12 protein-coding genes and 2 pseudogenes are annotated in these 14,196 nt (G+C 31.5%); all 14 read right to left on the bottom strand.

All coding sequences use genetic code 11. The features are described 5' to 3' along the window. Positions 1-95: 95 nt before the first annotated feature. A pseudogene (locus KQI89_RS12690) lies at positions 96-224 on the bottom strand (YwbE family protein); the annotation flags it as partial. Positions 225-594: 370 nt separating this feature from the next. Beyond that, a complete protein-coding gene (locus tag KQI89_RS12685) occupies positions 595-3,003 on the bottom strand; it encodes an ATP-binding protein (RefSeq protein WP_216457373.1) in 2,409 nt (802 codons plus the stop codon). After that, a complete protein-coding gene (locus KQI89_RS12680) occupies positions 3,003-3,806 on the bottom strand; it encodes an ABC-three component system middle component 1 (RefSeq protein WP_216457372.1) in 804 nt (267 codons plus the stop codon). Before KQI89_RS12680 ends, KQI89_RS12685 begins: the two co-directional genes overlap by 1 nt. Further along, entirely contained in the window at positions 3,803-5,305 is a 1,503-nt protein-coding gene (locus tag KQI89_RS12675; protein WP_216457371.1) for an ABC-three component system protein, read from the bottom strand. Before KQI89_RS12675 ends, KQI89_RS12680 begins: the two co-directional genes overlap by 4 nt. A 1-nt stretch (position 5,306) precedes the next feature. After that, a complete protein-coding gene (locus KQI89_RS12670) occupies positions 5,307-5,546 on the bottom strand; it encodes a single-stranded DNA-binding protein (RefSeq protein WP_216457370.1) in 240 nt (79 codons plus the stop codon). Between the two features lie 294 nt (positions 5,547-5,840). After that, complete coding sequence (locus tag KQI89_RS18050; RefSeq protein ID WP_343216366.1) at positions 5,841-6,209, bottom strand: recombinase zinc ribbon domain-containing protein; 369 nt, start codon at positions 6,207-6,209, stop codon at positions 5,841-5,843. A 6-nt stretch (positions 6,210-6,215) separates the two neighbouring features. Continuing rightward, on the bottom strand, positions 6,216-6,563 hold the full coding sequence (locus tag KQI89_RS18045; RefSeq protein ID WP_343216365.1) for a recombinase family protein: 348 nt from the start codon (positions 6,561-6,563) through the stop codon (positions 6,216-6,218). A gap of 54 nt (positions 6,564-6,617) precedes the next feature. Further along, a complete protein-coding gene (locus KQI89_RS18040; protein ID WP_343216364.1) occupies positions 6,618-7,085 on the bottom strand; it encodes a recombinase family protein in 468 nt (155 codons plus the stop codon). Positions 7,086-7,383: 298 nt separating this feature from the next. Further along, positions 7,384-7,950 (bottom strand): chloramphenicol phosphotransferase CPT family protein, encoded by a 567-nt coding sequence (locus tag KQI89_RS12660; RefSeq protein ID WP_216457369.1) that lies wholly within the window; start codon positions 7,948-7,950, stop codon positions 7,384-7,386. 282 nt (positions 7,951-8,232) lie between these two features. Further along, positions 8,233-8,433: a hypothetical protein gene (locus KQI89_RS12655; protein WP_216457368.1), complete on the bottom strand. Its 201-nt coding sequence runs from the start codon at positions 8,431-8,433 to the stop codon at positions 8,233-8,235. 9 nt (positions 8,434-8,442) lie between these two features. After that, positions 8,443-9,840, bottom strand: a complete 1,398-nt coding sequence (gene rlmD / locus KQI89_RS12650) for a 23S rRNA (uracil(1939)-C(5))-methyltransferase RlmD (RefSeq protein WP_216457367.1) — start codon at positions 9,838-9,840, stop codon at positions 8,443-8,445. 439 nt (positions 9,841-10,279) lie between these two features. After that, the gene (locus KQI89_RS12645) at positions 10,280-10,639 is read right to left on the bottom strand and encodes a DUF1540 domain-containing protein (RefSeq protein WP_216457366.1); all 360 of its coding nucleotides are present in this window, start codon (positions 10,637-10,639) and stop codon (positions 10,280-10,282) included. A gap of 629 nt (positions 10,640-11,268) precedes the next feature. Continuing rightward, positions 11,269-12,684: pseudogene (gene pyk, locus KQI89_RS12640) on the bottom strand (pyruvate kinase); the annotation flags it as partial. Between the two features lie 104 nt (positions 12,685-12,788). Beyond that, positions 12,789-13,745: a 6-phosphofructokinase gene (pfkA, locus tag KQI89_RS12635; protein WP_032122548.1), complete on the bottom strand. Its 957-nt coding sequence runs from the start codon at positions 13,743-13,745 to the stop codon at positions 12,789-12,791. Positions 13,746-14,196 lie beyond the last annotated feature (451 nt).

Below are 14,196 nucleotides of genomic sequence, written 5' to 3'. Positions count from 1 at the left end.
ACTATATATTCTACAAGTATGTTATTTATACTTTATTTAAGTATAATAAAAAGCACTCAACCTACAAGATTGAATGCCTTTATTATACCTAATTATTATTTTATTTTTTTTACTCTTCCTACAATTCCATCCTCAAGCATAACTTTGATACCACGAGGATGAACCTCTGAGTTTGTAAGAAGTTTTTGCACTATGCCCTCAGTTAACTTTCCAGAACGCAGGTCTCCACATGCCTTGAGGTGACAAAAATAATGCCACTTGGACCTGGTGGTGCCTTGGCGGAGGATATTTTTTCAAGTTTTAACCTCTACAATTAAGAGCAGAGGAGAAATTTTTTCTGCTCTTGTGGTGTTATTACAACTTTATCAGTTAGTAAAAACTGTACGCAATAAAACTTTTAAACAATTGCGCCTACTTGAAAACTTTATTTAGCACTAATTGCACTCCATATTATTCCAAATCCGTAATTAACCTTGCTTCTTGGCTTAATGCTACATTATAGTCTTTATCGTTCAGAATACACTCTTTAAGTTTTAATAAAAACTATCATAACAGTATAACCTTTATTTTATTTTCCAAGGTATTTAAGATAAATCAATACATATTGTCCTTAACATTAAACGATTGGCCTTTTAGATTGTATTTTAAAAATTTGTATAATATATAATTTTCCTTGTCAGTCTCATGTGTAGATAAAATAATCTGCTTGTTTGGAAAATCGTTCCTTAGCACTTCTATAAATGATGCTATATTAATATCATCCATAGTTTGTACTGGGTCATCAATTAGAATAAATCCTATATCATCTGTTTGTTCTGAAATGTATCGCTTATTCATTGCAAACAAAAAAGATAGAACAAACCCAGCTAATTGCCCTGAGCTGAATGTATTGAGTATGTCATGTTTTGCATCACCATTTGAAACAAATCTCATTTCGTCTTTATTAATAAATACACCTAGACCATTTTGATAGTCCTGCAATATTTTCCCTGTGTATATTAGTAGAGGCACTCGCAATTTCTTTAGAACTAAATTTTTATATTCGTCTATTGCAGTATTATACAAGTTTTTTAGATTATCAAAGTTATTTCTGATTTTTTCAAGTTTCTTCAATTTGATGATTAATGTCTTAACATCATTTTTGATTTGATCGATCTCATTATTTTTCAGAAGACTATTTTGGTATCTTACAAACATAATTTTATTATCTGTAGCAGTTTTGTCTTTTAAATTTGATTGCTCAATCGATAATAGACCAGCATTTTCCTTGAATATATTGTCATAATTATAAAGTTTTAAATTCTCTAAAAAATTCTTATTTTCATAGTCAGAAATATTCGACTCAATAATTCTTTTCAGTTCAACAATTTTGCTTGTCTCATTTAGTTCTCTCCACGAATTAACTTCTCCAACCAATCCATGAATTTTTGAAATATCACCGATTTTCTTTTCCGACTTAAGAAGCATGGAATATTCACTAGCAACTGTACGAATTTGTTCAATTTCGTTGTCATCTTTTCGCGCGAACAAAGCTTCTATTGAATCAGCTATTGATTTAGCATAATTAGATAGTTTCGCCTTCTTACCTTTTATTTCTACAGAATTATTATCTTGTGAGCTTTTCAGCTGAGTACTTAAAGAGCTATATGCTGCTTCCAATAACTCAGGATTGTCATAAGGGCTATTGCAATAAGGACAACAATTTAAATTTGCATTATTTTCTCTAACTGAATGTAGCTTTTCTCTCGCTTGTATCAGTTCATTTGTCTTCTTTTGGTTCTCTCCAAGTTTGGAATTTAGTACTTTTATTTCGTCAACAAGATTATCTATGTCACCAATTACTAACGTATCAGGAATTATTCCTATTTCTTGTAAAGAAATCATATCTTCTTTCTTATATTTTGAAATATCCAATTCACTGCGGAAGAAAGCACTGTATTTAAAAACATCCAGCAATCTGTTTAATTTTGTAATTTCATCTTCAACCTGTTTAAGATTAAACTTATTACCGTTCATAAATTCACTGAATTTTATGTAGCTTAAGATTGCTTCATTGTTATTTGAAAACATCAATGTTTCATTATTTTTCAGGAACTTCCTATAGTCAGGTAAATCTTGATATAAATTATAGATGCCATTTATTTCATCAATATATGCTGATAGTTGTTTCTCTGAAATATCCTTTAACTCTAAATTCTCAAGATCCCATTTTTTCATTTCACAATCTTGCGGATACATTAACAATGGTGTATAACTGATTTCTTTATATTCTCCACCAGTAGCATCCAATTTCATCTTCAAATTTGATATTTTAATATCTAACTCACTTTTTGTTGTTTTTATTTCATCATTAATCAAAACTCCTGTTTTTGCCCTTGTAGCTCCAATTAAATTATTCTCTATCTTATCGATTTTCTCTTGTATACTTTCTGTTTGAAGAAGTTTAGTCATGCTGTCTTTTCTACTGGAAATACTATTTTTTAGAAAGTGAACAGATTCCGCTTGAGAAACGTAATAGTAGATATTAAAATGCTCTTTTATGTAATTTAAATTCTCAAATTCTGAAATATCGTCCTTCCAATTTATATTGCCACTCAAAAATTCATCAAAATTATTTGTATCAATTGTTCCTTCAATACAAGTAAATTTAATAGCTGTATCGATAATTAGCTTTGTAAGACGATTATCTATCTCTGCAACAATAGTTATCTTTTCATGTCTTATATTTATCAATGTTAATATCAAATATCCGCATTCAACTGATGTATTTAACAGAATATTTTTTCCAAGATTGGTTCTTCCATCTTCAATCTCTGAATTTAACCGTGTTATTCTTTTTGTAAAGATCAGCTCAATGGCATCAAAAAATGTTGTTTTACCAAATCCATTAGGTCCTGATAAAATAGTAGGATTTGCATCCTGTATAAAATAGAATTCATAGAATTTTTTAGAATCAAAACACTTAAAATTGCGAACTTTTAGACTTTCAATTTTATAACTCACTATTTGACCCCTTTCATCCTTTTTTTGATTTCTTTATTTATCTCATATTCATCAATGGCAAGACTGTCTTCTAATAGAAGTATCTCCTCGATATTAATTTCATCATTATTCAAAATTCGATGATAATTGATTTGCTCTTCTTTTAAATTACGTTCAACCTGTTTTTCTATAGGTTCAGGTGCTAATTCAGTCTTAAATTTATACTGCAAAAATGGAAGCTTAGAAAACATCCGAATTACAAGTCCATAAGTACTTTCCAAATCTTTTCCTTCAACTAATCTAAAATAATTCTCTTCATTATCTACAATTTGGCATAATGCCTCATCTAATGATCTGTCTGGAAATTGAGATAATGCATCATTCAATTGATTCAACTGATTCAGTGTATAGGGCAAAACGTATCTTTTGAAATAATTAGGTGATTCTTCTATAGAATAGACTTCATTTCTATAGTTGTTCAACTGTTCAATATTGTTAAATAGTAGAAGATATATCGCAGAAGTATTTTTATCTATCTGACTAGCCTCTTGTGTGCTTTTAAATTGTTCCAGTATTTTGTTTCTTAAAGTAGAGTTATCTTTTGACTTTGTGGCATATAATTTTTCAAGTTCATCTAAAGCAAGTTTTACTTTCCGTTCATCATCTTCGAACTCTCTACAATCTATTTCATATACCAAAAAATAATTTGCAACTAAATTATCTTGATGCTTGTAAAATAAAATGTTATTTTGATTTTGTATATCATAAATATTTATTTTTAGATATTTATAATAGTCAAATATATTATCTAAAATATTTATCATTTATTATTCAACTCCTTTTCAGCCTCTGTACGATTAATTAGTCTCATGATTTTAGGTTTGCTAATGTTCATTTTTTTCTTTTCAATAGTATCAGAACTAATTAGAGCAATATCTTTTAACTCTTTTTCACCTATAATGTTAAACTTGTTTCCATCATGTGAAAAGGTTTCTTCATTCAATTGATCGGTTATAAGTACATCTGTTTCGTACATTAGTAATTTATCGCCATCTGGTTTATGTATTTCTTGGTTTAATTGTTCGCATAGTTCGTAGCTTTCTCCACTTGAATCTAATGTTAACCTGAAAAATTTACCTTCACTTTGCATTAAAATCGCTTTTGACGCTTCAAGTTTTAAGCCATCAATTTTACGCAATAGAGTGATGATTAATCTATTTATAAGTGGCTCATTTGGCAAATCATGATTAGGTGTTTTTAGTAGTAATTTATATAAAAAATCTTTTTGTTCTTCAGATGTAAGTTGAAATATTTTTTCTATTTGTTCATACAGATTACATTTTTCGCATTCCTCACATTTATCAAAATCACAATTATTGTTAGTTCTAGTCGGATATTTATTGAACACCTCCTCTATACGCTCCAACAACTTATAGTACTGGAAGTCTACTGTATAACTGTCTGTCTTATAGTCAAATACAACTTTATCGTATATATCTTTAAAGTTAATTTTACAGTTATTTTTTCTTTCTTTTGTATTAGAGTCCTGAACGTTTTCTTTTATAAATAAAAATACTTGATCACAAATCAGCTTTACTTCGCAATTGTCTAAGTACATTTTTCTGTCTTGATACTGAATTTCTAATATGTTCTCAATTAATTTATGTGATGCACTTTTGACATCCCTTGTTGTTTCAAAAATCTCCTCATTCACAGTCCATAAATCTTTATCCCCTTTAGTAGAAAGGTCTTTTTTATAACAAAGTAATTCTTTTACTATAGCAGTTTTCGCTTCTAGTAAATGGGTTTTATCAATTGGCTGCTTACTCACAAATTTAAGTATGCTGTAGACAGAACCTTTTGTCGTATCTGCAGTAATATCTTCTATCAGCAAATATTTGTCATAATCATTTTTAGGTATCTCATTTTTAGCCTTAATTTCTTTTTTCAGTTCTTCTAATAGTTCATCAATTAAATTTTGAGTAGTTGCAATGAAATCTAATGATAATGTCTTTGGCTTACTAATGTGGAAATAGCCATACTTAGCCTTATATTGTAAAATTGATAATATAAAACAAAGCTTATCTTTATTTTTTAAAGAGAAGCTGCCATACTTTACTTGGTGCAAACTAAGATACTCATCATTTTGTATAATAGAAAAATCATCTTCACCCTCTAAACCTAGTTTAAAGTTATTGATATTTTCTGCTTTGTTTTTTTGAATTAAATCATAAATTTGCTTTAAAGCAAAATATAGAGCACAATAGCCTTGATATTCGAATCCTTCCCAAGATGGAATAGCACTAAAAGGCGGTATTAACATTTTATATATCCTCCTTTTTATATATCTGCTGCCCAGATGAAGTCTTTTCAATCGGGATAACCTCTAAATCATCACTTTTGATATAATTGAGAAATAAGGTACCAAGGAGGAGTCTGTCACTTCGTGATATTCTATTCCACTCGTATCCTTTAAAAAGATCACGAACTAAGAAAATTTCACCTGATTTAAGGTTAGTCAATTCTCTTTTTGCCATATCTAATAATTCATTTACTGTTGACAAAATGATACCTCCTAATCGAGATAATGATATAAACAACATTGTTATTACAATTGTATACCTTTTCCTAATATTTTACAACAACAAAACGTCATATTAGACACAATTTTACAGAATATTTAGAATTAAAATAGCAAAACCACCAACAATAAAGTCCTTGGACTTTATTGTTAGCAGTTTAAATTCAACAGGCGGAGGGAAGACACCCTACTCCTATTTTAATGTTTATTCATAGTAATCCACATCTTGTTTAATCACTATTCCTGAGTGGAACTGTATCTCCAGTTTCTTGTTTCACTATAAACAAACTTTTATATTTGACCCGTCGTATCTTTTAATTAAAATATGTCCATCATACACTTCAATTCTATCCACCTTACTCTTCACTACACTTTCATCGTACATACCATGACAAATCAGTTCTGAGAACCCTTCCTTTAACCACTCTTCGTTTAGCGTAGGGGATAGTTCACATTCCTGTTTTCCCTTTCCAATTCTAGTGGCACATCTCCATAAAACTTTGCCACGTTCCGTTCTTCTACGATAGGATGCACCACAGTCCCCACATACTAATAAATTGCCAAGAATGTACTTGCTATTGAATTTGTTCTTTGACGCTTCTATACTTCCATCATCATTACGCACAATTCTTTCACGTCGCTTCATTTCTTCTTACACTCTATCAAATATATCTTTTGATACAACAGCAGGGTGAGTATCTTCTACATAATACTTTGTGCGTTCCCCATGATTCACTTTTCTTTTTCCAGTAATGTAATCCTCGGTAAAAGTTTTCTGAAACATGGTACAGCCTTTGTACTTTTCATTTTTAAGCATCTTTTGTATAACATACGTTGCCCAAACATCTTTACCTGTAGCAGTTTTAATTTCCATGCCCTCTAAATAGTCTTTTATCTGCTGTAATGTCATGCCATCTAAATATAGATTAAATATCATTTTCACTATTTCTGCTTGCTCAGGTATAATAGCTAAGCTGTCGTTTTCACATTTATAACCCATAAAGTTTTTATACTTGGTAAATATATCTCCGTTTTCAAACTTCCTTTGATAGCCTCATTGGATATTCTCACTTAGATTTCTGCTTTCTTCCTGAGCTAAAATACCACTAAGAGTGATTGCAAATTCTGCTTCATCTTCAATCGAGTTTAGGTTTTCATTTTCAAAATACATATTAATGCCCCTTTCTTTTAATTTTCTTATGATTATTAATGTATCTAAAACATTCCTAGATAATCTACTGAGAGATTTAGTAAGAATGTAATCAATCTCACCAGCACAAGCCTTATTTATCATTTTCTCTAAGTTGGAACGACCTTTTTGCCTAAGTCCACTACCATAATCAAAATAAACTCCAGCGTATTCCCACTGAAGATTGCTTTGTATGACGGTTTCATAATTAGAAATTTGCAAATCAATGCTACTTTGTTGGCTTTCGAATTTTGTACTAACCCTGCAATACGCAGCAACCTTCAACTTTTTCTTTTTTTCTATAACTGGATCTATTCTTCTAAGCTTTTTCATCACAATCTCTTTTCTCAATTTAGGGTACAAGAAAGCCGTGAGGATCTTTACTCACGGCTTTCGCTAATTTTTTTCTATTCTATTTCTAAGCTCGTTGCAACAGGCATACAACTTCACAATGCCTTGAGGATACAAAAAAGATTTCGTGTCAATCTAATATCCCCTTGGTGGCGGAATATGTCTTATGAACATCCATCTGTGCAGTTACCTTGATAACATAGGTACTGTTCAAGATCTACCCTAATGTAGTAAATACATGGGGTCGGACAGGGTAGGTTTTTGTGATGAGGGTAGCCTTTTATGTATTAGCTATATTTTGTTTCCTAAGTTTTTTGAACGCTTGGAAATTATCCGGATTATCTAGTAGAGCGATAATTTTTTCTGCACATTCTTCGGTAGTATTAGCGTGAGTATCAACAATAATATCATACGTCTTGTCTATAGGGTATAAATCGGGTAATTGACTTTCTGCTAGTCCAATATCACGGTCGCCACGTTCTTTTTCTCGTCGCTGTAGTTCTTCTAGTGGACATGTCACTTGAACAAAAAGTGCTGGATAATCATGAAGTATTTCAAGCATTTTTGATGGCAAATAATCGTCATCAAAAACATCATCAACAATAGTATTATAGCCCATGTCAGAGTACATTTTGATGGTGTGGTACATATTAATGATGGATTGTAGCCAAATTCCTTCATTTTCATCACTATCGTTGTTGATAAATTTTTTAGGTGTCATGTACATAAAAGTATCCATAGACATCCAGTAATAGGGTTCTGTCAAGCGTTCTTGCAAGGTTTTTGATAAAGTTGTTTTTCCTGCACTGGATACGCCATTTAGGTAAATAATTTTCCCTTTCTTCATTTAGAAATCCTCCTTCTATAATTCAAATCTTGCAAGCATTTCGCCGTCTTCTATATCCCCTGTTTCCATGAATCCAACGGAAGTATACAAACCTTTAGCCTCTTCGTTTGTGGTCACATAAGATAAATAAATAGACGACGCTTCTCCTTATTGGAACGTCCGCAATAATCCCCATTGCTTGCTTACCACCCCCCTTACCGTGGCGCTTCTCGTCAATCATAAAGCGAAAAAGTTGGTAAGTTTGCTTATCGCCATACTCTTTATACAAAAACTCATCTTCTCCTAGCTCATGTCATACTCCATCCTTGTAAACCCTACAACTTCTTCATTGTTGTATATAGCAAAGGGTATACATGGTTTTTCTAGGCTAACTAAATCTCCATAGGCTTGGGCTAGACTATACATATGAGATGCCACATAGGCATCTTGTCCCTCTGCTAATTTCAAATTTAATATTGCTTCTAAATTATCATTTTTATTCAATTTTCCTGTTTATAAAGACGGTGGAGATGTTTGTGGGGTTTTGTGGGACAAAAGTACGCAGGTCTCAACATGTCCTGTCTCTGGAAACATGTCTACTGGCTGTACTTCTTTGGTTTTATATCCTAACTCTTCTAATATAGCTAAGTCTCTTGCAAGGGTAGAAGGATCACAGGATACATATACTATTTTTTCAGGTGACATGTGAGCTATGGCTTCTAAGAGTTCTTTTGCACAGCCTTTTCTCGGTGGATCAACTACTACCACATCAGCTTTTATTCCCTTTTCTATAAGTTCTGGAATTACCTTTTCTGATTGTCCCACAATGAACTCTACATTATTAATTCCATTAATCGTTGCATTTTCCTTTGCATTTTCTATGGCCTCTTTTACTATTTCTACCCCATAAACTTTTTTCGCCTTTTGTGATAGGAATAAGGATATGGTTCCTGTTCCACAATAGGCATCAAACACTATTTCTTCTCCCTTTAAATCTGCATAGTCTAAAGCTTTTCTATAAAGCACTTCTGTCTGCATTGGATTCACTTGAAAGAATGATAGGGGTGATATATTAAACTTAAATTCTCCAATGTAATCACTTATATGGTCTTCTCCCCATAAAACTATGTTTTCTTCTCCTAGTACCACATTAGTTACTTTTGAGTTTATGTTTTGAATGATGGATTTTACTCCTTTGATGTTATCTCTTATTAATTGAATAAACTCTTCTTTATATGGAAGCTGTTTTTTGGTGGTTACTAAAACTACCATAACTTCATCAGTTTTAAAACCTCTTCTCACCATTATATGTCTAATGAGCCCTTTTAAATTTGGAGATTTACTTTCTATTTCATTATAGGGTTCTATGTTATATTTATTCATCCATTGTCTTGTAATTTCTACTGCTTTATCTCCGCTTTCATCTTGAATATGGCATTTATTCATATCGATTATATTATGGCTTCTTGGAGCATAAAATCCTATGGTTACATCGCCTTTGACTCCACCTACTGGTAATTGAACTTTGTTTCTATACCTATAAGGGCTAGCTGCTCCTATGGCTCTATGAATTATTGTATCTTTAATTTTTCCTATTCTTTCAATACAGTCTTTAACCCTATTAGTTTTAAAATCTAGCTGACATTCATAGTCCATATGTTGAAGATTGCAACCTCCACATCTATTATATATAGAACATATAGGATCTACTCTTCCATTAGAGGGGTTTATTATTTCTATAAGCTTTCCGAAAGCATAATTTTTATTTACTTTTATTACTTTTATTTTAACTTTTTCTCCTATTAAAGCTCCTTGTACAAATATAGGAAATCCTTCTATTTTAGCTATTCCTTCTCCTTCATATCCTAAAGATAATATATCTACAACGTAATCTTTATTCTTTTCTACCAATTAAACCCACCCTTTTATATTTAATCTATATTATGTAAAAATCATAATATTTCCCCTCTACATATGGAGGGGTATTTCTTATATTATTACTACTATTTATAATATTTTTATAAAACTTATCTTTTAAACTTCTGTTAAAGAATTGCTTTTTTATCCCATGACTACCCGCTCTAATACTCCCATCTTCCTCAAAGTGGCAATAAAGAGCGGCTACGTCCCTGAATAACAATTTCTAAGCTTTATAGGGAGTAAAGACTCTCTCTAAAGGTAAGAACTCTTTTTATGAAACTCCATCTGAACCTTAAAGATTCCTGCTTTACTATTACTTATAGATTTTCCCTTATAACTTTTATATTGTCAAATTATATTTTTATAAAATAAAAAGTTAAGAGGAAAAAATTTTATCTAAATAAAAACTTTCCATATTATTAGTTTTATTTTATCTATCTTTGAAACTTTCACATCTTGTATAGGAATTACTCAATGAAGCTGGACCATATATTTGAACATACTCAGCTGTGCATCTTCTATCAGCATTATAGATGCATTTTTTAGCTTCGCAAGTTATATCTGGACTTACTACCACCTTTTCATTTTCAAAGGCCTGCCTTAATTGACCACCTATATTAATATTAGTCATCCCTCTAATAGCAGCTGTTATATCTGTATCTTCAAAGGTATCACATTCTGTTCCCCTACTAGTGTCTGCCTCTTTACCTATTATGTGTATAACTCGCGCACCACATAAACCTCCACCATTGTGAATGCAATTAGTAACGTTACAACTTAGCTTTGCCATGTTTATTCCTCCTTAAAAGATAGATTTAATATAAAATCAATTTTACATCTACATATAGTATTATCTTTTAAGTATAAAGATAAACAAATTTCTTAGTTTTAGAGGGAGTTTCTAATTACTGTGAAGCTTAGAAATTTTTATCTAAAAACATAGTCTCTTAGCCAAGTAACCAATCTATGATTTGAAAGTATTCTATTAAGTAGATACCAAAACCTATGACTTTAATAATCCATTACTCTTTGAGTACCATCTGAATATACTAATCTGAATATACGAAAATGAGTTTCCTACTTAGTACCATCTGTAGCTATAAAGATAATCTCTAGGTAAATCCTATTAAAGCAGATAGTCTTTAGATAAATGGGCAAAAAAAGAGCACCTATAAAGGTGCTGAGCATAGAATCAGTTGCCATAATTCCATGTTAATGAGTAATCATTATATCATCATATTATTACCTTACATATATAAAATATACCATTTATTAACTATTAATTTGTTAACTTTTTGTAAATTCTTATATTTTTATGTTTTTTTCGTGATTTTCGGCCTATTTTTATTAGTTTTTACAAAAAGTTTTCAATTTGTTAACAAATATTTCACTAACAGTAATGGGTTTTATATTTTATTCAACTATATGAACTTTCATCATATTAGTTGATCCTATATCATTTATAGGTATTCCAGCTGCTATTACAACTAAATCTCCCTTTTTAACAAATCCTGATTCTTTTACCATACTTACTGATTTTTCTATAAGTTCATCTGTGCTATTTACCATCTCAGCCACTATTGGGAATACTCCCCAACTTAAACATAGCTTTCTTGCAATTTTTTCAAAAGGTGTAACTGCTATTATTGGGCATTGTGGTCTGTATTTAGATACTATCCTTGCAGTGCTTCCACTTTGTGTAGCTGTAATAACTACTTTGGCGTTTAATTCCATAGCTGTTGTTGTGGTTGCAAGACTTATAGCTGTTGGAACTCCTGGTCTATGTTCTATTTTCTTTTTCATAAGTAATGTTTGGAAATCTAATTGTTTTTCTGCCTCTCCAGCTATTCTAGCCATAGTTGATACTGCTTCTACTGGATACTTTCCATTTGCGGTTTCACCACTAAGCATTATAGCATCAGTACCATCAAAAATAGCGTTAGCAACATCTGATGCTTCGGCTCTTGTTGGTCTTGGATTTCTTATCATGGAATCCAACATTTGAGTAGCTGTAATAACTGGCTTTCCAGCTTTATTACATTTTTCAATGATCATCTTTTGTACTACTGGAACTTTTTCTATTGGTATCTCTACCCCTAGATCTCCTCTTGCCACCATTATTCCATCAGAGGCTTCAATGATTTCATCTATATTGTCTACACCCTCTTGGTTCTCAATCTTTGAGAATATAAATATATCTTCTCCACCTATTTCCTTTAACACATCTCTTATTTCTAAAACATCTGCAGCTTTTCTTATGAACGAAGCAGCTATAAGATCCACTTCCATCTCTACTCCAAACTTTAAGTCTTCAATGTCCTTTTTAGTAACTGCTGGAAGCTTTGTTGATACTCCTGGAACATTTACTCCCTTATGATTAGAAACAGCTCCACTGTTTACAACTAAGCAGTTAATTTTGTTTCCTTCTACAGATTTAACTTTAAGCCCTACTAAACCATCATCAATAAGTATTGAGTCTCCTTCTTTTACATCGTCACAAAGTCCATCATAGGTTACAGAACACTTTGTGTTATCTCCAAGAATTTCTTCTCTACAGTATATTGAAAATTCATCGCCTTCCTTAAGTTGAACTGAACTTTCACTAAAGTTTCCTGTTCTTATTTCTGGTCCTTTTGTATCAAGCATTATAGCTATAGGCTTGTTGTATTTCTTACTAAGTGACTTTACTAGATCTATTCTAATCTTATGTTCTTCATGATTACCATGAGAAAAGTTATGTCTAGAAACACTCATTCCTGACTCTATTAATTTAGAAAGCACCTTTTCATTTTCACTTCCTGGGCCTATAGTACAAATAATCTTCGTCTTCCTCATAAAATACACTCCCTTAAAATAATTAAGACCTTTATATATTTTTAATATATCCAAAAAGTTTAAAATAAACTTTTCTTATTAATCATTTATTAAAATTCACACCACTATGATAATATTTGAGCTATTTCAAAAAGATCTTCATTAAAAGTTCTAGGCATAGATAAAGCTTCGTCAATATCTAGATCAACTACTTTTCCATCTCTTATACCTACTACTCTTGAAGATTTTCCTTCCATTAGCACGTCTACAGCCTTGTATCCTAATTTAGAAGCTAAAACTCTATCAAAAGCTGTTGGACTTCCACCTCTTTGTATATGTCCAAGTATTGTAGCTCTAGTTTCAATTCCTGTTATCTCTTCTACACGTTTAGCTAGCTTATCTGCACCACCTACACCCTCTGCTAACAATATTAGGTTGTGCATCTTTCCTTTTAATCTTCCTGATAATATATTCTTGCATAGTTCATCTGCATCAAACTCTTTTTCTGGAACTATTATGCTTTCTGCTCCTCCTGCAATCCCTGCATGTAGAGCTATGTCTCCACAATTTCTTCCCATTACTTCAACAATTGAAACTCTTTCATGAGAGGTTGATGTATCTCTTAGCTTATTTATAGCATCTAACACTGTATTTAAAGCTGTGTCAAATCCTATAGTATACTCTGTGTATGTTAAATCATTGTCTATGGTTCCTGGTATTCCTACAGTGGAAACCCCAAGCTTTGAAAGAAGTCTTGCTCCAGTAAAGGAACCATCTCCACCTATAACAACAAGCCCGTCAATGCCAAAAACACTTAGTACATTTGCAGCCTTTTTTCTTCCCTCTTCAGTTTTAAACTCTTCACATCTGGCAGTTCTAAGTATAGTTCCACCTCTTTGAATTATGTCAGATACGGAGTGCCTATCCATTGGAAATATTTCTCCATTGATAAGTCCACTATAGCCTCTTCTAACTCCCATTACCTCTATACCTTTTTCTATAGCTGTTCTAACTATTGCCCTTATGGCAGCGTTCATTCCTGGTGCATCCCCACCACTTGTAAGTATAGCAATTTTTTTCATACTTATTCCTCCTGTACCACTGGGACAAGCTTAGTCCCACCTAAGACAAACTTGTTCCACATATAATTATTTTCTATCTTTTCTTAGTAAACTTTCCCCACAGGCAATGCTATGGAGTTTTATGTAGCAATAACCTGTTAAGGATTATTAATCCTACTATTCACTATTACAAAAGCCAATAGCAAAGACTTAAAACTTTTTCATAGAATTAATTTATAGTTTTCACCTTATTGATCTACATAGTTATGTCCCTAATCTTATCCCAAAGTTAATAATAATTTTGTCAAAAAACATATTATTTAAGAATATTTTAATATTCCCCCACTTTAATTTTACTTAATTACTTTATATTTTTCAACTATTTCAAATAAAATATTCAAATATAAATAAAACCTTGTAGATTGGGTTAATGTTACAGCTTCTCAAAACATAGTTTTGAGAAGCTATAATC

The organism is Clostridium simiarum (genome assembly GCF_018919175.1).
Lineage (GTDB): Bacteria > Bacillota > Clostridia > Clostridiales > Clostridiaceae > Clostridium_L > Clostridium_L simiarum.
The sequence above is the reverse complement of the archived record's forward strand: the minus strand, read 5'-3'. Positions and strand labels throughout refer to the sequence as shown.

What these genes read in the sequence shown, in the direction of transcription:
- KQI89_RS12645 (WP_216457366.1), bottom strand. Translation starts at nt 10,639, where the DNA reads ATGGCAAAGCTAAGTTGTAACGTTACTAATTGCATTCACAATGGTGGA.
- KQI89_RS12675 (WP_216457371.1), bottom strand. Translation starts at nt 5,305, where the DNA reads ATGTTAATACCGCCTTTTAGTGCTATTCCATCTTGGGAAGGATTCGAA.
- KQI89_RS18045 (WP_343216365.1), bottom strand. Translation starts at nt 6,563, where the DNA reads ATGGGTTATAAATGTGAAAACGACAGCTTAGCTATTATACCTGAGCAA.
- KQI89_RS12660 (WP_216457369.1), bottom strand. Translation starts at nt 7,950, where the DNA reads ATGAAGAAAGGGAAAATTATTTACCTAAATGGCGTATCCAGTGCAGGA.
- pfkA (WP_032122548.1), bottom strand. Translation starts at nt 13,745, where the DNA reads ATGAAAAAAATTGCTATACTTACAAGTGGTGGGGATGCACCAGGAATG.
- KQI89_RS12680 (WP_216457372.1), bottom strand. Translation starts at nt 3,806, where the DNA reads ATGATAAATATTTTAGATAATATATTTGACTATTATAAATATCTAAAA.
- KQI89_RS18050 (WP_343216366.1), bottom strand. Translation starts at nt 6,209, where the DNA reads ATGAAGCGACGTGAAAGAATTGTGCGTAATGATGATGGAAGTATAGAA.
- KQI89_RS18040 (WP_343216364.1), bottom strand. Translation starts at nt 7,085, where the DNA reads ATGAAAAAGCTTAGAAGAATAGATCCAGTTATAGAAAAAAAGAAAAAG.